Source organism: Bradyrhizobium sp. USDA 4473, from assembly GCF_054063335.1.
Genome location: NZ_JBSSGE010000001.1, coordinates 6,215,173 through 6,231,468 on the forward strand (window position 1 = coordinate 6,215,173; position 16,296 = coordinate 6,231,468).

Genomic DNA, 16,296 nt, shown 5'->3' on the forward strand with positions numbered 1-16,296 from the left:
CTAGCTCCGCAAACCCGGCGCTTCTTGGCCGGTGCGCGCAACGTATTCGGTGTAGCCGCCGCCATATTGATGGATGCCATCGGGCGTCAGCTCGAGCACGCGGTTGGAGAGCGCGGCGAGGAAATGCCGGTCGTGCGAGACGAACAGCATGGTGCCTTCGAACTCGGAAAGCGCGTTGATGAGCATCTCCTTGGTGGCGAGATCGAGATGGTTGGTCGGCTCGTCCAGCACCAGGAAGTTCGGCGGATCGAACAGCATCTTGGCCATCACCAGCCGTGCCTTCTCGCCGCCCGACAGCACCCGGCACTTCTTCTCGACATCGTCACCGGAGAAACCGAAGCAGCCGGCAAGCGCGCGCAGCGAGCCCTGCCCGGCTTGCGGGAATGCGTCCTCCAGCGACTGGAACACGGTGCGCTCGCCGTCGAGCAGGTCCATCGCATGCTGGGCGAAATAGCCCATCTTGACGCTGCCGCCGATCGCGACCGCGCCGTCGTCCGGCTCGGTTGAACCGGCGACCAACTTCAGCAGCGTCGACTTGCCGGCGCCGTTGATGCCCATCACGCACCAGCGCTCCTTGCGACGGATCATGAAGTCGAGCCCGTCATAGATCCGCTTGCTGCCATAGGCCTTGTGGACGTTCTTCAGGCTGACGACGTCCTCGCCGGAGCGCGGCGCCGGCTGGAATTCGAACGCCACGGTCTGGCGCCGGCGCGGCGGCTCGACCCGCTCGATCTTGTCGAGCTTCTTGACCCGGCTCTGCACCTGGGCTGCGTGCGAGGCGCGCGCCTTGAAGCGCTCGATGAACTTGATCTCCTTGGCGAGCATCGCCTGCTGCCGCTCGAACTGCGCCTGCTGCTGCTTGTCGGAGAGCGCGCGCTGCTGTTCATAGAATTCGTAATTGCCGGAATAGGTGGTGAGCTGCCCGGCGTCGATCTCGACCACCTTGTTGATGATGCGGTTGATGAACTCGCGGTCATGCGAGGTCATCAGCAGCGCGCCCTCGTAACCCTTAAGGAACTGCTCGAGCCAGATCAGGCTTTCGAGATCGAGATGGTTGCTCGGCTCGTCGAGCAGCATCACGTCGGGCCGCATCAGGAGAATGCGGGCCAGCGCCACCCGCATCTTCCAGCCGCCGGAGAGCTTGCCGACGTCGCCGTCCATCATCTCCTGGCTGAAGCCGAGGCCTGCCAGCGCCTCGCGTGCGCGGCCGTCGAGCGCGTAGCCGTCGAGCTCCTCGAACTGGTGCTGCACCTCGCCATAGCGCGCGATGATGTCGTCCATCTCGTCCGCCTTGTCGGGGTCGGCCATTGCGGCCTCGAGTTCCCGGAGCTCGGCCGCGACCACGCTGACCGGGCCTGCCCCGTCCATCACCTCGGCGACCGCGCTGCGGCCGCTCATCTCGCCGACATCCTGGCTGAAATAGCCGATCGAAATGCCGCGATCGAGCGAGACCTGGCCTTCATCCGGGATTTCGCGACCCGAGATCATGCGGAACAGCGTGGTCTTGCCGGCGCCGTTCGGCCCGACCAGGCCGATCTTCTCGCCCCTCTGGAGCGCCGCGGAGGCTTCGATGAAAAGGATCTGGTGGCCGACTTGCTTGGAGACGTTATCGAGGCGGATCATGCTCAAATACTGGGGAATTAGGGGTTGCGGCCTCTTATTCGATCTCGGACGCGGGTGGAAGCCCATTCCGCGGGTTGCGCGCCGCGCGCCAATGCATGCCACGATCGTTGCCGATCGAATATGACAAGGAAATCCTTCGGCGATCGATTTGGGGCGTCACATGCAAGTCTGGTTCCTCTATCTCCTCGCGCTCGGTGCCGGCATTGCCGTGGCCGTTCAACAGGTCCTGAACGGCAATCTCAGGTCCCGCCCTGAACTCGCCGGCCTGGGCCGGGCTCGTGAGCTATCTCGGCGGGCTCGCGACGATGGCGGTCGTGCTGGTCGCAACGCGCGAGCCGGTGCCGTCCTGGAAGCTGGTCTCGGCTGTGCCGTGGTGGGCCTGGAGCGGCGGCATCCTCGGCGGCGTCTTCATCCTCCTGATGATCCTGCTGCTGCCGTCGCTCGGCGCCGCGACGCTGCTGGCGCTGGTGGTCGCGGGCCAGATGATCGCTGGCATCGCGATGGACCATTTTGGGATGTTCGGGCTGGCCCAGCATCCGGTGTCGATCTCGCGGCTGGCCGGCATCGCGCTGATCATCGGCGGCGTGCTCCTGATCAAGGATTGAGGCCATCGGCAAGCCGGCCGACGCGAATGATTCCCTGAATGAGAAAGCGCCGCTGAATCCAGCGCCGAATGACGTTATGACGCAACCACCCGCGTAGTCTTCGGGTGTGGACACCCGCCGATTCGTCGCTTAGCTGTAAGCACCCGCCCTCGTCGTGTTGCGTCCTGCGGGATCGACCATCCCAGTTCATTTGCGTCAAAAACAATTGCGCATCCCGCCAGCGTCGAGGGGGCCGCATCGCGGACTTCGGCGTGGGTCGGCGGCTGCGAGGAGCATAACATGACTCATCGTTTCCGTTTGGTCGCTGCATTGGTGGTACTACTGGGCAGCGGCGATGCCGCCCTCGCCCAGTCGCTGCCCGACTACATGGCACCGATCTCGGGCAAGACTTCATCGACGCCGGCCGACGTCGCGACCAAGGACGTGCTCGCGCTCAACACCGGCATGTTCGAGCTCTATGGCGATGCGGCGCGCATCTTCCAGAAGAACATCCTCGACAAGCATCCGGTGATCCTCGGCCTGTTCTCCGGCGCCGGCGGCCGCCTGATCCTGTACCGGCCGGGCAAGCCGCCGACCGAGGCGCCGCAGGTGCCGATCGTCTATCAGCTGCTCAAGTCGGTCGGCCACAGCACGATGGCGCTGGCCGAAGTGGTCGGCCCCTATGTCGACAATCCCGACGACAAGGCGTGGCGCGGATCGATGCAGGCCTATCGCAGCCGGATGCAGTCGGCGCTCGACGGGCTCGATGCCACGCCGATGCAGGCGGATTGGCGCGACAACAACCGCGCCATCCTCAAGAACAACCTCGCCTTCATGGACGAATGCCTCACCGCCGGCGCGATCCCCTTCGCGACGCTCGAGGCGTTCGGCAAGAAGCAGGCGCCACTGCTCGCCAAGAACGTCGCCTGGGCCGCGCAGACCCAGGTCGCGCACTGGATGACGGTCATGGCCGACTGGAAGAGCCAGCTCGGCGCCGACTGGGACAAGACCTACGGCGCGAGCAACACGATCTATGTGGCGCGGCAGAACAACGTGATCTTCAGCGTACTGGCGCAGTTCTTCGGGCCTGACGCCATCAACAGCCGCCTGATGCTGATCGAGACGATCTCCTTCACCACCACGCCGTCGGACATGCTGGAATCGCTGACCCGGATCATCGCCGACCGTTCGGTCGGTGCGCTGTTCTTCGGCAGCTACCATCTGATGGACTATGAATTGATGGGGGGCGATGCGCGCGAGGCGATCATCGCCGAGACCAAGAAGCGCGGCATGACGACCTTCCTGCCCCCGCTGGTGCCGTTCGGCTCCAAGCAATGGCCGACGCTGGTCACGCCGGGTCCGGGACCGGCCACCATCGCCGACCTCAAGTGAGGCCAAGGCGACGAGTGAGAAGGCTACGACCTATTGCGGCGTTGCAGTTGCGCTCGCTTTGCCGCAATACTTTCGCGTGTATTGCACCAATCGTTAAACCCCGGCGCGATATGCCGTTCAGATGTCGATGAAAGATCAGACCATGCGGCCTTCGCGACGCGAATTCGTGAAGTGGTTGTCGGCAGGCGGCATCACGGTCAGCCTGTCGCATCTGGCGCTTGCCAAGGAACCGGCTTTCGCCTGCCGCGAGACGCTGCCCGGGCGCGGCCAGTTCAACCCGGCGGCCAAGGGCGCCGGCCGCGTCGACGGCGTGGCGAAGGTCACCGGCGCAAAACTCTACGCGTCAGACTTTCGTGCCGCCGACATGCCGGGCTGGCCCGCGACCACCTCGCACGCCATCCTGGTCCGCGCCAATGATGCCACGCATGTCTATGCCGGCATGGACCTCGCCCGTCTCGATGGTCCGGCGAAGCCCTCGGTCGTCGTCACCGCAGCCGATCTCGACCGGATCGGCGCGCGGGTGCCGGAGTTCCACGCCGGCGATCTGTTCTGCCCGCTCGGCAAGACGCCGATCTATCTCGGGCAGCCGGTCGCGCTGTTGATCTTCGAGCAGTTCGACGCCTTCGACCGCGCGCGCCTCGCGCTGCGCGATGTCGGCTTCGTCAAGTTCGGCGACGAGACCGGCCCGGTCGTCCTGCCGAACTTTGGCGCGTATCGCTTCACGCGCGTCGCCGGCGCGACACCCGATGCGCCCGATATCTACTCGCCGATCCAAGCCGGCTGGGTGTCGCCGAGCCGCATCCAGAACGCGGCGCTGCCGGTCTGGCTGCCGCTCGCCACGGAGACCAAGGCCGACTACGCCAAGGCCGCGACCTATGGCGAACAAATCCGCGCCCAGCTCGACCGGGACGATCCGTCGCAGCTCGTGCTCGACCGCGAGTTCGAGACCCAGTCGGTCGATCCGATGTTCCTCGAACCGGAGAGCGGGCTCGCCTGGTACAGCGAGACCAGCGGCAATCTCGAACTGGTGCTCGGCGTGCAGTCGCCCTACGAGGCGACCGAGTCGATCGCTCATCTGCTCGGCAAGGCTCGCCCGCCGTTCCGGCCCTCGCACATCAACGCGCAATTCGCCCATGTCGGCGGCGGCTTCGGCGGCCGCGACCATACGCCGTTCGTGCTTTACGTCGCGCTGGCGGCGATGTTCTTTCCGGGACGGCCGGTGCGGCTGGCGCACGACCGCTACCAGCAATTCCAGGGCGGCATCAAACGCCACCCGATCAAGATGCGCTCGCGGATCGGGATCGATCGCAAGAGCGGCAAGATCACCGCATTTGCCGCCGACCATGTGCTCGACGGCGGCGGGCTCGCCAACTTTTCCGCCAATGTCGCGGTCGTGGCCGCGACCGCCGCGATCGGCATCTACGATATCCCGAAGGTCGACGTCACCACCGTGGCGCTGCATTCGCGCGGTGTCACCGCAGGCTCGATGCGCGGCTACGGCACGCTGCAGACCATGACCGCGCTCGAAGTCCTGATCGACGAGGCCGCGAGCGAGCTGAAGGTCGATCCGATCGCGTTCCGGCGCAACAACGCGCTGAAACAGAACGGCCGGACCATGACCGGCAATCCCTACATCGTGTCGGTGCGCACGCCTGACATCCTCGACAAGCTCGAGACGCATCCGATCTGGCAGCAACGCGCCGCAGCCAAGCAGAACGCGCCGGAAGGACGCCTGATCGGCACCGGGGTTGCCTGCGTCACCAAGGATTACGGTTCGGGCGCGGATTGCTCGCTCGGCCGGGTCGAGATCGATCCGGAGGGGCGGATCGCGATCCATTGCGATCATGTCGAGATGGGCAATGGTGTCGGCACCGCGCTGGCGAACCGGGTCGCCGGCCATCTCGGCGGCGTGGCCGACGAGGTCGCCGTCTCCCGGGTCGACAGCTATGATGCGCTCGGGCTCGTCACCTCGGGCGATCCCTACACGATGGATCAGAAGACCCAGGACACAGCCGAGAAGAACCCGCGCTGGGTACCCGCGATCAGCTCGGCCACCAGCGCTTCGATCGGCGCCCATGTTGGGACGCATTCGGCGGCCGAGGCGGCGCGCGTGATCTTCCGCTTCGGCCTGTGGCCGGCCGCGCTCGAGCTCTGGCACATCGGTAAGGCCGATCCGCGCGCCCGGCAGTGGGACAAGGCGCGCTGGCAGGACGGCCAGCTCGTGCTCGACGATCTCGCGCCGCTGCCCTTGCCGCAGCTCGCCGCGGCCGCACATGCGCGCGGCTTCGTCACCGGCGCAATCGCGCACAGCTTCTCGCGCTGGGCCTGGTCGCGCGCCCGCTTCCCGTTGTTCGGCGAGCAGTATCGCGCCGAGATCGATGCGCTGGCGATCCGCCGCGGCCGCGGTCGGTTCGAGCGGATCGACCGTGTCAGCGTCAAGTTTCCGCCGACCGACAACAACCGGATCGGCACCGCCTATACCTCGATGTGCGGCACGCTGGTGCGTGTCGAGATCGAGCGTGCGACCGGCACCTTGCGCATCGCCAAGGCCTACAGCGTGTTCGAATGCGGCCAGGCGCTGGTGCCCGAAGTGGTGCTCGGCCAGTCGCATGGCGGGTTCGCGATGGGCGTCGGCTACGCGCTGCTCGAAACCCTGCCGCCGTTCGAAGGCGGGCCCGGCAACGGGCAATGGAATCTCGGCCAGTACCTGATCGCGCGCGGCTCCGATCTGCCGCTGCACGATCTCGAGATCGAGATGCTGCCGCCGCTGACGCCGGACGAGCCGCCGAAGGGCATGGCCGAGGTGGTGATGATCCCGATCGTGCCGGCGCTGCTCAACGCCATCAACGACGCCACCGGCCATCGCTTCCGCTCGTTGCCGGTGACATCAGCCCTGCTCAAGGGAGCGCTTGCGTGACCACGCTCAACCTCACCATCAACGGCCAGAAGCACGGTCCGATCGAGGTCCGCGACGACCTCTCGATGAACGACTTCCTGCGCGAAATGCTCGGGATGACCGGAACCAAGTTCGGCTGCGGCGCCGCGCAATGCCTGAGTTGCGCGATCATCATCGATAACCCCGACGGCACCAGCATCACCAGCCCGACCTGCGTGGTGCCGGCGGCGAATTTCGACGGCATGACGATCCGCACCGTCGAGGGTCACGCCAGGGACGGCGAGCTCTCGGCGTTGCAGCGCGCCTTCATCGACCACTTCGCGTTCCAGTGCGGCTATTGCACGGCCGGTTTCCTCAACGAGGGCCAAGTGCTGCTCGAACGGCTGGCGAAGACGCCGGTCGCACGCGACCAGCTCGAGACCGTGATTGCGGACGCGCTCGATGGTCATCTGTGCCGCTGCACCGGCTACATCAAGTATCACCAGGCGGTGCGCGACGTGATCCTCGCCGATTCCAACCGCTATCTGACCGCCAACAAATGAGCCTGCGCGCGATGCCACCGGACACGCGGTTTCGGATCGTTGCAGTCGCGACGGCGCTCGCGACCAGCCTGTGCGCAGGTTATGCGGCATCGGAGAGCGCGAGCCACGCCCTCGCCTCGCCGGAAAGCTTTGCCGGCATCGAGAACGTCGAGCAGCGCTCGGCTGCGATCTTCACCGAGCTCGGCAAGGTGTTGACCCATCCGCGCTGCACCAATTGCCATCCGGCCGGCGACAGCCCGCGGCAGGGCGACATCAGCCGCATGCACCAGCCGCCGGTCACCCGCGGCGCCGATGGCCACGGCAAGGACGCGATGCGCTGCTCGATCTGCCACCAGCATGCCAATTTCGATCCCGGCCGCGTGCCTGGTCACCCGGAATGGCACCTGGCACCACGCGAGATGGCATGGGCCGGCAAGACCGTCGGCGAGATTTGCGCCCAGATCCGCGACCCCGCGCGCAATGGCGGCCGCAAGGTCGAGGAGCTGATCGAGCATATCGGCAAGGACACGCTGGTGGGCTGGGCCTGGCATCCCGGCTTCGGCCGCTCGCCCGCACCGGGCACGCAGGCGCAGGCCGGCGCGCTGGTCGAGGCCTGGGTCAAGACGGGCGCAACGTGCCCGCCGCCCTAGCGCGAAGAGACCATAGCGTTTTCGAGCGAAGCGGACGCCGGTTCGCGTGAAGAAAACGCGTCAAAAAAAGGCTAGAGCTTCGGTTCTGAGGACCGAAGCTCTAGTGTCGCTTGAAATACTGCACGTCGCGCTCGTGCTTCTCAGCCGCCGCGCGTGACTTGAAGGTGCCGAGATTGCGGCGCTTGCCGGTCTTCGGATTGACCTTGCGGGAATACAGCCGGTACTCGCCGGAACGCAGCTTGCGGATCATGACATCGCCTCGCCAATGCGTTTCGCATATCAACGAGACGCGCGCGCGAGCGTTCCTAGAAGCAGAGATTGGTCACGGCGTTGCCGCGCTTGTCCTTGATCACATAGGGACAGCGGGCGCGCTCCAGCGCCTTCTTGGCGTCCTCGTCGCCGAGCGCCGCCGCCCGCTCGTAATAGGCTTTTGCGGCATCGCTGTCCTTCGGCCCGCCGCGTCCGGCCTGCGCGAACGCGCCCATCCGCTCCAGCGCGCCCGGATGGTTCTGCGCCGCGGCCTTTTCGAACAGCGCCCGCGCGCCGGTATCGTCCTGCGCACCGCCCCTGCCTTCGGCGAGCATCATGCCGAGCTGGTACTGCGCCTCGGCATTGGTCTCGGCCGATTTGGCGAGCAGTTCGCGCGCACGCGCCGGATCGGATGCCGCGCTGCCGCCGAGCGCCGCAAGATTGCTGACGCCGCGCGCATTGCCGGCCTGCGCCGCGCGCTCGAACAGTTTTCGCGCCTGCGCTTCGTCCTTGGCGACGCCGGTGCCGTTGCCATAGAGCACGCCGAGCTCGACCATCGCCGACGTTGAGCCCTTGTCGGCCGCCTTGCGCCAGGCGGTTGCCGCTTCCGCCGTCTGCCGGTTGGCGGCATAGGCGCGGCCGAGTTCGTACATCGCGCGGCGCGACGATTTTGCCGCCACCGCGCAATACTTGATCGCAGTCGCGATGTCGGCCGATGCGATGTCGCCGACGCCCTTCACATCGGCCGGCTTGTCGGGATCGGAGGGATCGGCGGCGAGCCGGTCGCACAGCACGAGGTCGGCCGATTGCGCGTGGGCGAGCGCCGGAACCGCCAGCGCAGCGACGACGGCAATGGCTTGGAGAGGTCTGAACATGGGCGGCAGGTTGCGTCGCGGTGCGGGCAAATTCAAGGCTCAAGCCCGGTCTCGCGCAGCACCGGCGCAACATCCGCCGACGACAGATAGCGCAGCAGTTGATCGGCGGCCTCTGCACGCTGCGCGGCCGCGATGCGGCCTGCGGAGAAAACCGCCGGCGTCTGCAAACTCCGCGGGATGGGCCCGACGACCTCGATACCGCCCACCTGTTTCAACTCGCTAATCTGCTGGATCGCAAGATCCGCCTCGCCGCTGACGAGCTTCTCGGCGGTGAAGCCCATCGGAATGATCACTGCGCGGGCGTTGATCGCCTCCGCAATGCCGAGACGCTCGATCAGCCGCGCGAACAGGATCCCGCTGGCACCAAGCCGCGAATAGGCGACCGCCCGCGCGCCGAGCAGCGCCGCACGCAGCGCGGCCTCGGTCGCGATGTCGGGATGCGCGACACCCGCCTTCACCGCAACTCCGACATTGGAGCGCGCGAGGTCGACCGCGCTGTCCCGCGCGATGCGGCCCTCGCCGATCATCTCAATCAGACCCTCGCGGGTCAGGATCACGAGATCGGCACCCTCGCCGCCGCGCAGGCGGTCGAGCAGCGCCAGCGTCGGCGCGAAATCGGCATCGATCCGCACCCCGCTCGCTGCCAGATAGGCCTCGGCAAGGCGCGCGACCGCGCCCTTCAGCGCCAGCGTCGAGAGCACGCGAACCGAATTGTCCATCGCTTACGCCCGCCGCATCAGCTTGAGCGCGGCGGTGAGGCGCAGGCTGCGCTTGCCGGCCAGTGCGGTCGCTTCGAGCACCGCGCCCTCCGCGTCGCATGTGCCGGAAAAACCGATGCCGACCTCATGGCCGCCGAAGACCGGGTTCTCGCCCATCGCCGAGGTGTGCTCCTGATTGAGGATCTGGCCCTTCCAGCGGCCCTTCTCGGAGGTGTAGCTGCCGAGATAGTAGAAGAACGCGTCGCCGCCGAGGATGCGGCCGTCGTTGAGCAGCATCACGCCGGTGAGGCCGCCGTCGATCCCATCGAGCACGCGAATGTGGATCGAATAGAGCCCGTTGACGATGCCGCCGTCGCCGACACCGCCGGCGATCGGGATGTCGGCCTCGGTGATCGGCGTCATCACCGACTGGAACGGCACGCCGGGCAACTCCTTGAGCTCGCCCTTGAAACGATAGAGCTCGCCGTCCGGACGGCCCTTGGCGATCAGCGTCGCGTCATCGGTACCGGCCATCGCGCGGTAGTTCGGATCCGGATTGTGGCGAACGGTCTGGATCTCGACTGCGACCTCGTCGCCGTCCCTTGCGTAGGTGCCGATATGGGCGAACGCCGAATTGCCGCCGAGCAGCTTGCCGTTGCCGACATACATCACGCTGCGGCCGACGGCGCCGCCCAGCTCGAACCGGACCTTGTAGAACCCCTCAAACAAGCGCCGCGTCCCCGGCAGCCAATATCCAATCGTTATCTAGCGCGGTTCATAACGCGGCGAAACCGCTTTCGGCGGAACACCGCCTGCAAACCCTGTCGTCAAACGCAAAGGTCCGCCAAAGCTGTCGCCCTGGCGGACCCCATAGCGGTACCGGATGGCTCCATCCGGGTCTGATCGCGCTTACGCCGCGGCCATTAAGCCGCAGTCATTTACGCAGCAGCCTTGGCGCCGGTCGGCACCTCGGAGATGGTCTTCAGGATCTGCGAAGCGATCTGGTAGGGGTCGCCCTGGGAATTCGGGCGGCGGTCTTCCAGATAGCCCTTGTAGCCATTGTTGACGAAGGAGTGCGGCACGCGGATCGAGGCGCCACGATCAGCCACGCCGTAGCTGAACTTGTTCCACGGCGCGGTCTCGTGCTTGCCGGTCAGACGCTTGTCGTTGTCCGGGCCGTAGACCGCGATGTGGTCCATCAGGTTCTTGTCGAAGGCCTTCATCAGGCTCTCGAAATACTCCTTGCCGCCGACTTCGCGCATGTACTTGGTCGAGAAGTTGGCGTGCATGCCCGAGCCGTTCCAGTCGGTATCGCCGAGCGGCTTGCAGTGGAATTCGATGTCGATGCCGTAGCTCTCGGTGAGACGCAGCATCAGATAGCGAGCCATCCACATCTGGTCAGCGGCGGTCTTGGAGCCCTTGCCGAAGATCTGGAATTCCCACTGGCCCTTCGCCACCTCGGCGTTGATGCCTTCGTGGTTGATGCCGGCGTGCAGGCACAAATTGAGATGCTCTTCAACGATCTTGCGGGCAACGCTGCCGACGTTCTTGTAACCGACGCCGGTGTAGTACGGGCCCTGCGGAGCCGGATAACCCTGCTCCGGGAAGCCGAGCGGACGGCCGTCCTTGTAGAAGAAGTATTCCTGCTCGAACCCGAACCAGGCGCCTTCGTCGTCCAGAATGGTCGCGCGCTTGTTCGAGACATGCGGCGTCTTGCCATCGGGCATCATGACTTCGCACATCACCAGCACGCCGTTCTCGCGCGCACCGTCGGGATAGCAGGCGACCGGCTTCAGCACGCAGTCAGAGCTGTGGCCTTCAGCCTGCTGGGTGGACGAACCGTCAAAGCCCCACAGCGGAAGCTGTTCGAGGGTCGGGAACGACGCGAATTCCTTGATCTGCGTCTTGCCGCGCAGGCTCGGCGTCGGCGTATATCCGTCGAGCCAGATATACTCGAGCTTGTACTTGGTCATTGAACCTCTCTGTTGATGATGCAAAACCGTGAGGAACCGAAAGCCAGTCGGTCGCCGCACGCGTACCCGGCCACCATCGGCCGGCTCTTACTAAGCAATTAAAATGCCAGTCGCTGCACTGCGGCACCCGTCCCGTTCGCCGCTGTCCACAGCGGACCTCGCATTTTTAGCTGCGACATAGCAGCGCGGCTGGCATGCGCCGCGGTCAGCCAAAATCTTCTCTCCGCCCCCGCCGCCGCCCGTTTCTGCAGCAAATTCGGCTACGCCCGCATCAGCCGATTAATGCGGCGGCAGGGCTGTGTGACAGTTCGTGTCCGACCGCCGGGCGCCCAGCAACCATCGTCACGGCTCAAGCGTTGGTCAGCTGCATCCTGCCCCGCAGGAGGCAAACCTGGGTTTGCACACGAATTAGACAGATAATGACTATTTCTTGGTCAACTTGCACGCGACCGAGCTCGGGCCGATATCAAAATCACGGTAACCACACGCGAATGAGTCGGGCGCACCATGGAGGCTCGCTCCGGCCAAAGGAGACTTTGACATGATCACGACGGGCCAAAACCAAGGGCCAATCCAGGGATCGGCGACGATCTATCAATTCCCGGCAGGGGGCCGCGCGGCTGTCGGCGGACGCCGCTACGGCGACATGCGGTCAGCGCGCGAACTCGCTGAGGTCGAGACCTCAGCCTGCAGCGAGAGCTGGTACCATCAGGCCGCTATCGACGACGCCAAGCCGAGCCGCGATCACTGATGTCAGTGCGGCGGCGAGGCGTGACGCAAAAACGTCAGACAGCATCAAGACAATAGAGAGGGGTCGGAACACAGCGTTTCGGCCCTTTTTCATGCCAGCCTGTTTCATGCCAGCTCGCAGGCCGTCACCGGCCTCCTCGCATGCCGGAGTCTGGTCAGCCCGGCCCGCGTGAACTCGAGCGTGACGCCGCCGCCCTTGTAGCGCACGCCCGTCAGCGACAGCCGCTTCGTCAATGTCACCGCCTTGCCGTCGAGCTGCAGATGCGCGCGGGTATCGTTGTTGAAGAACGCCGCAATGAACTGCGTGCCGTCGGCACAATGATAATTCCGGAAGGCGGACTGCGCCGATGCCGCCGAGGAACCAAGAATTGCGAGAACAAATGCGCCGGCCAGAATGGCGCCTCCGCGATAAGTCATATTCTCCCCCCGAGAGGCCCGTTATAGACCAGTCTGCGCCGTCATTCCTGCGCCCAAGGTTGAGCCAGGATCCCAACAGCTGCAACAGGCCCGCCCGATGTCCGAAGCCCCTGCCCGTCACCTCAACCTCGCCGGCGCCAGCAATTTCCGCGACCTCGGCGGCTACCAGACGCGCGACGGCCGGACGGTGCGCTGGCGGCAGATCTTCCGCTCGAACCATCTTGCGCATCTCACCGAGCAGGACGTCGCCGTGGTGCGCTCCCTCGGGGTCAGGAGCGCATTCGATTTCCGCGGCGTCGCCGAGCGCGCCGAGGCGCTGTGCGGCATGAGCGAGGTGACCGTGCATTCGCTCCCCGTCGAGCCGACGGTGGTGGCCGCGCTGCGCGCGATCGCCGGCAACCGTGCACTGTCCGAAGCCGATGCGATCGACGTGATGCGGGAATCCTATCGCGGCTACGTGCAGGACAACACGGCGCGCTATCGCACGCTGTTCGCCCATCTGCTCGAGGATCGCGCGCCGCTGGTGATCCATTGCACCGCGGGCAAGGATCGCACCGGCTTTGCCTGCGCGCTGATCCTGCACGCGCTCGGCGTGTCCGAGCAGGTGATCGCGGACGACTATCTCTTGACCAATCAGTACTACAAACGCGATCCGGCCCACAGCACCGAGCTGCCCGACGACGTCAAGCAGGTGCTCGGCACCGTGCGCGCGGCATTTCTGGAGGCGGCGTTCGAGGCGATCGATGCCGACTATGGCAGCCTCGACGGTTATTTCCGTGAAGGCCTCGGGCTCGGCCGGGCCGAGCGCAAGGCGCTTGAAGACCGCTATCTGCAAGCCTGATCAGATCACCCTGATCAGATCACTTGATCGGTTCAATCGGCTCAGGCCGCCGCGGCCTCGAGCTCGAGCTCCGCATCGAGGTCGGCAATCACATCCTCGAATGCCGAGATCGCCTGCTGGATCGCTGCGATCTGCATCAATTCCCAGCTGCCCACTGGCCCCTTGCGATTCTGCAGTGCCACCACGAGATCGCGCCGCTGCTCCTTAAGCTGAACGAGCGGTAAACCGTGGTCCGGAAGATTTCCCATTCGCATAACCCCTACCTTGGCTGGAGGTCCGCTTCTAAGGGACAGGTTTCTGCAAACGACTTACAGAACTGCCGCAAATTTTACGCAACCGCCCCTACCCCGTAGTCTTACGTAGTCGGACGTCACGCAATCAGCCCGACGTGATCGCTTCCGGCTTCAAGGCCTCGTCGATCGCGGCGAACAGCGACTGGGTCACGCAATTGGTCGCCCATTCGCTGGTGTGAAGCTGCCCGCCGTCGTCGAGCTCGCCAAGCGGAATGCCGTCATCAACCCAGCGCTTCATCAGCATGAAGCGGCTGAACAGATTCACCTTGCGGCTCGCGGTGACCTCCGCGATGACAGGCATGATCACGTTGGCGAGATTGAGCGCAGCTTGCGTCCCGACGATCGCCTGCGTGTACTGGGAATCCATCACGATCACGCGAGCGGCAGCGCGGCGAGCACGTCGAGACCTGCCTCCAGCGTGGCGCGCACCTCGGCCGGATTGTAGCTCTTGTAGACCGCGTTGGTACCGACCTGCCAGATCACCAGCACCGGCGCCTCGGCGGTCACATCGGACTCGATGCGCGAATACTCTTCCGGTGCTTCCTGGCCGCCGACCCCGCGATTGATCACGTCGATCATCCGGCCGAAGAAGCGTTGCCGCAGCAGCATTTCGAGCCGCGGCGGGAACGGCAGGACATTGTCGGCGCCCGCCGTTGACGATGATCCCAGCGCCACCACCTTGATCTTGCGCTGATGCCGGAGCGCTTCCGCGAAATGCGGCATCGGATAGCTGAACTTGACGATGTCGAGATGGGATTCGCAGGGCCTCAGTGTCGGCATCGCAAACACCCTTGAGGTGAACGAAATTATCAATGCGCGCAGTGGGAGACGAATTTGGCGGCATTGCAAATGAATTCCGCCTGATCATAGTGAGCACTCAGCCAGCTCGTGCGTACGGAGACCCGCCATGAACGGAAAAGCCATCGTCATCACCGGCGCCCTCGGCGCGCTTGGCAAAGTGGTCGCCGAGGAAGCGCTGGCGCGCGGCGCGCGCGTCGCCGGCATCGATCATGCGGCGTCAACGCTTGCGGCGACCGCCGAGCGTATCGAGCTTGGCGGTATCGATCTGACCGACACGGCGCAGGCCGCGGCCGCAATCGACAAGGCGGCCGCGCATTTCGGCCGGCTCGACGGGCTGATCAACATCGCCGGCGGTTTCACCTTCGAAGCGGTGAGCGACGGCGATCCCGCGACCTGGCAGCGCATGCATGCGATGAACGTGATGACCGCCTTCAACACGTCGCGCGCCGCCATCCCGCATCTCGTCAGGTCCGGCGCCGGGCGCATCGTCAATATCGGCGCGCTCGGCGCGTTGCAGGCCGCCTCCGGCATGGGCCCCTACGCCGCCTCGAAGGCCGGCGTGCATCGTCTCACCGAGTCGCTCGCCGCGGAGCTCAAGGGCAAGGTCACGGTCAACGCCGTGCTGCCCTCGATCATCGACACCGCGGCCAATCGCGCCGCGATGCCGAAGGGCGATATCTCCAAATGGGTGACGCCAAAGGAACTCGCCGAGGTGATCCTGTTCCTCGCCAGCGATGCCGCCAGCGCCGTCACCGGCGCGCTGCTGCCGGTCAACGGGCGGGTTTAGGCGCTCGGCTTCATCGCGACGCCTTTCCGCTCGATCTGGCCGATGCCATATGTTGGTCATGACTACTGCGGAAGATATCGAAAAGGCCGTCGAACAGCTTCCTCCTCGCGAACTGGCCCGTTTTCGTGCCTGGTTTGAAGCGTTCGATGCGGAGCGCTTCGATGCAGCGATCGAACGAGACGCAAAGGCCGGGAAACTCGACGCCTTGGCGGACGAAGCCCTGGCAGCGCATCGCGCCGGGCAGTCGCGCGACTTGTGAAGCACGCGGCCTCCCCCAAATTTTGGGCTGCCTACCAGCAATTGCCTGTTCATATCCGGGAGCTCGCCGACGCGAACTTTGCGCTATTGAAGCGCAATCCTCGCCATCCATCTCTCCAGTTCAAGAAGGTCGGGCGATTTTGGTCGGTTCGGGTCGGCATGCGCTATCGCGCGCTCGCCGTCGAAACAGGCGAAGGATATCTTTGGTTCTGGATCGGCTCCCACGCAGATCGCCTGATCAGCTGACGCCGGCGAGACCGGCCAGCACCGCGCCTCAATCCGCAACCAGCAGCCGCAGTTTCGACCTGAAGCGGATACTCTGCTTGCCGGCGAGTGCCATGCCGTCGCCCTCGGCGGTCTGGTCAGTATAGGTGCCGGTGAAGCCGATGGTGACCACCTTGCGTTCCCACACCGGGCGCTCGCCATAGGTCGGCGAATGCTCCTCGTTGGTGACCTCGCCCTTCCACTTGCCATCGGCCGCGGTGTAGCTGCCATGGGCGAAGAAGAACGAGTCGCCGCCGCGCATCTGGCCGTCGCGCAGCACCATGACGCCCTGGTTGCCGCCAGAGACGCCGTCGAGAAATTCGACGGTGATGTGATAGAGCCCGTTCCGGATCATGATGTGGTCACGCCGTTGTCCCGGCCTCACAATAGCCGCTCGGGCACGATCTGAGCAAATTCCGTCCAC

21 protein-coding genes are annotated in these 16,296 nt (G+C 65.2%); 10 read left to right on the forward strand and 11 right to left on the reverse strand.

Annotated features, from left to right (window positions below; genetic code table 11):
• The gene (locus tag ACVW17_RS29425) at positions 1-1,623 is read right to left on the reverse strand and encodes an ABC-F family ATP-binding cassette domain-containing protein (protein WP_456755113.1); all 1,623 of its coding nucleotides are present in this window, start codon (positions 1,621-1,623) and stop codon (positions 1-3) included.
• Between the two features lie 278 nt (positions 1,624-1,901).
• On the opposite strand from ACVW17_RS29425, the gene ACVW17_RS29430 reads away from it, so the two are divergent.
• From ACVW17_RS29430 to ACVW17_RS29450, 5 genes are all read left to right on the forward strand, one after another.
• Positions 1,902-2,228 carry a DMT family transporter gene (locus tag ACVW17_RS29430; RefSeq protein ID WP_456798177.1) on the forward strand — a complete coding sequence of 109 codons (327 nt, stop codon included), beginning with the start codon at positions 1,902-1,904 and terminating at the stop codon, positions 2,226-2,228.
• A gap of 279 nt (positions 2,229-2,507) precedes the next feature.
• A complete protein-coding gene (locus ACVW17_RS29435; protein ID WP_456755115.1) occupies positions 2,508-3,599 on the forward strand; it encodes a hypothetical protein in 1,092 nt (363 codons plus the stop codon).
• A gap of 142 nt (positions 3,600-3,741) precedes the next feature.
• On the forward strand, positions 3,742-6,516 hold the full coding sequence (locus ACVW17_RS29440; protein ID WP_456798178.1) for a xanthine dehydrogenase family protein molybdopterin-binding subunit: 2,775 nt from the start codon (positions 3,742-3,744) through the stop codon (positions 6,514-6,516).
• On the forward strand, positions 6,513-7,037 hold the full coding sequence (locus ACVW17_RS29445; protein ID WP_456755117.1) for a (2Fe-2S)-binding protein: 525 nt from the start codon (positions 6,513-6,515) through the stop codon (positions 7,035-7,037). The genes ACVW17_RS29440 and ACVW17_RS29445 overlap by 4 nt, the downstream gene beginning before the upstream one ends.
• An 11-nt stretch (positions 7,038-7,048) precedes the next feature.
• Positions 7,049-7,666 (forward strand): Isoquinoline 1-oxidoreductase subunit, encoded by a 618-nt coding sequence (locus ACVW17_RS29450; RefSeq protein WP_456755118.1) that lies wholly within the window; start codon positions 7,049-7,051, stop codon positions 7,664-7,666.
• Between the two features lie 100 nt (positions 7,667-7,766).
• Here ACVW17_RS29450 and ACVW17_RS29455 read toward each other — a convergent pair whose 3' ends face one another.
• The 5 genes from ACVW17_RS29455 to ACVW17_RS29475 form a co-directional block, all read right to left on the reverse strand.
• Positions 7,767-7,916, reverse strand: coding sequence for a hypothetical protein (locus ACVW17_RS29455; RefSeq protein WP_016843021.1), 150 nt, complete (start codon positions 7,914-7,916; stop codon positions 7,767-7,769).
• A gap of 55 nt (positions 7,917-7,971) precedes the next feature.
• Positions 7,972-8,790 (reverse strand): tetratricopeptide repeat protein, encoded by an 819-nt coding sequence (locus tag ACVW17_RS29460; RefSeq protein WP_456755119.1) that lies wholly within the window; start codon positions 8,788-8,790, stop codon positions 7,972-7,974.
• A gap of 32 nt (positions 8,791-8,822) precedes the next feature.
• Complete coding sequence (locus ACVW17_RS29465; protein ID WP_456755120.1) at positions 8,823-9,509, reverse strand: substrate-binding domain-containing protein; 687 nt, start codon at positions 9,507-9,509, stop codon at positions 8,823-8,825.
• A gap of 3 nt (positions 9,510-9,512) precedes the next feature.
• Positions 9,513-10,217, reverse strand: coding sequence for a GrlR family regulatory protein (locus tag ACVW17_RS29470; protein ID WP_456798179.1), 705 nt, complete (start codon positions 10,215-10,217; stop codon positions 9,513-9,515).
• A 209-nt stretch (positions 10,218-10,426) separates the two neighbouring features.
• Positions 10,427-11,461, reverse strand: a complete 1,035-nt coding sequence (locus ACVW17_RS29475) for a glutamine synthetase beta-grasp domain-containing protein (RefSeq protein WP_456755122.1) — start codon at positions 11,459-11,461, stop codon at positions 10,427-10,429.
• 541 nt (positions 11,462-12,002) lie between these two features.
• Here ACVW17_RS29475 and ACVW17_RS29480 point away from each other — a divergent pair.
• Positions 12,003-12,212: a DUF2735 domain-containing protein gene (locus ACVW17_RS29480; RefSeq protein WP_456755123.1), complete on the forward strand. Its 210-nt coding sequence runs from the start codon at positions 12,003-12,005 to the stop codon at positions 12,210-12,212.
• Positions 12,213-12,316: 104 nt separating this feature from the next.
• Here the strand turns inward: ACVW17_RS29480 and ACVW17_RS29485 are convergent, their stop codons facing one another.
• A complete protein-coding gene (locus ACVW17_RS29485; protein WP_456755124.1) occupies positions 12,317-12,628 on the reverse strand; it encodes an MliC family protein in 312 nt (103 codons plus the stop codon).
• A 97-nt stretch (positions 12,629-12,725) separates the two neighbouring features.
• Between ACVW17_RS29485 and ACVW17_RS29490 the strand changes: the two genes are divergently transcribed.
• Positions 12,726-13,469 carry a tyrosine-protein phosphatase gene (locus ACVW17_RS29490; RefSeq protein WP_456798180.1) on the forward strand — a complete coding sequence of 248 codons (744 nt, stop codon included), beginning with the start codon at positions 12,726-12,728 and terminating at the stop codon, positions 13,467-13,469.
• A gap of 41 nt (positions 13,470-13,510) precedes the next feature.
• On the opposite strand, the gene ACVW17_RS29495 is transcribed toward ACVW17_RS29490, so the two are convergent.
• The 3 genes from ACVW17_RS29495 to ACVW17_RS29505 all read right to left on the reverse strand — a co-directional run bounded on the left by ACVW17_RS29495 (position 13,511) and on the right by ACVW17_RS29505 (position 14,542).
• On the reverse strand, positions 13,511-13,717 hold the full coding sequence (locus tag ACVW17_RS29495) for a hypothetical protein (RefSeq protein WP_035634033.1): 207 nt from the start codon (positions 13,715-13,717) through the stop codon (positions 13,511-13,513).
• Positions 13,718-13,847: 130 nt separating this feature from the next.
• Entirely contained in the window at positions 13,848-14,129 is a 282-nt protein-coding gene (locus ACVW17_RS29500; RefSeq protein WP_456798181.1) for a hypothetical protein, read from the reverse strand.
• Positions 14,130-14,134: 5 nt separating this feature from the next.
• On the reverse strand, positions 14,135-14,542 hold the full coding sequence (locus ACVW17_RS29505) for an SGNH/GDSL hydrolase family protein (RefSeq protein WP_456798182.1): 408 nt from the start codon (positions 14,540-14,542) through the stop codon (positions 14,135-14,137).
• A gap of 127 nt (positions 14,543-14,669) precedes the next feature.
• Here ACVW17_RS29505 and fabG point away from each other — a divergent pair, with 127 nt between their 5' ends.
• Genes fabG through ACVW17_RS29520 form a run of 3 tightly spaced genes read left to right on the forward strand, consistent with a single transcriptional unit; the run spans position 14,670 to position 15,854 of the window.
• Positions 14,670-15,350, forward strand: coding sequence for a 3-oxoacyl-ACP reductase FabG (gene fabG, locus ACVW17_RS29510; protein WP_456755127.1), 681 nt, complete (start codon positions 14,670-14,672; stop codon positions 15,348-15,350).
• A 49-nt stretch (positions 15,351-15,399) separates the two neighbouring features.
• Positions 15,400-15,609, forward strand: a complete 210-nt coding sequence (locus tag ACVW17_RS29515) for a hypothetical protein (RefSeq protein ID WP_456755128.1) — start codon at positions 15,400-15,402, stop codon at positions 15,607-15,609.
• On the forward strand, positions 15,606-15,854 hold the full coding sequence (locus ACVW17_RS29520; protein WP_456755129.1) for a ParE family toxin-like protein: 249 nt from the start codon (positions 15,606-15,608) through the stop codon (positions 15,852-15,854). The genes ACVW17_RS29515 and ACVW17_RS29520 overlap by 4 nt, the downstream gene beginning before the upstream one ends.
• Before the next feature lie 28 nt (positions 15,855-15,882).
• Here the strand turns inward: ACVW17_RS29520 and ACVW17_RS29525 are convergent, their stop codons facing one another.
• Positions 15,883-16,227, reverse strand: a complete 345-nt coding sequence (locus tag ACVW17_RS29525; protein WP_050401415.1) for a GrlR family regulatory protein — start codon at positions 16,225-16,227, stop codon at positions 15,883-15,885.
• Positions 16,228-16,296 lie beyond the last annotated feature (69 nt).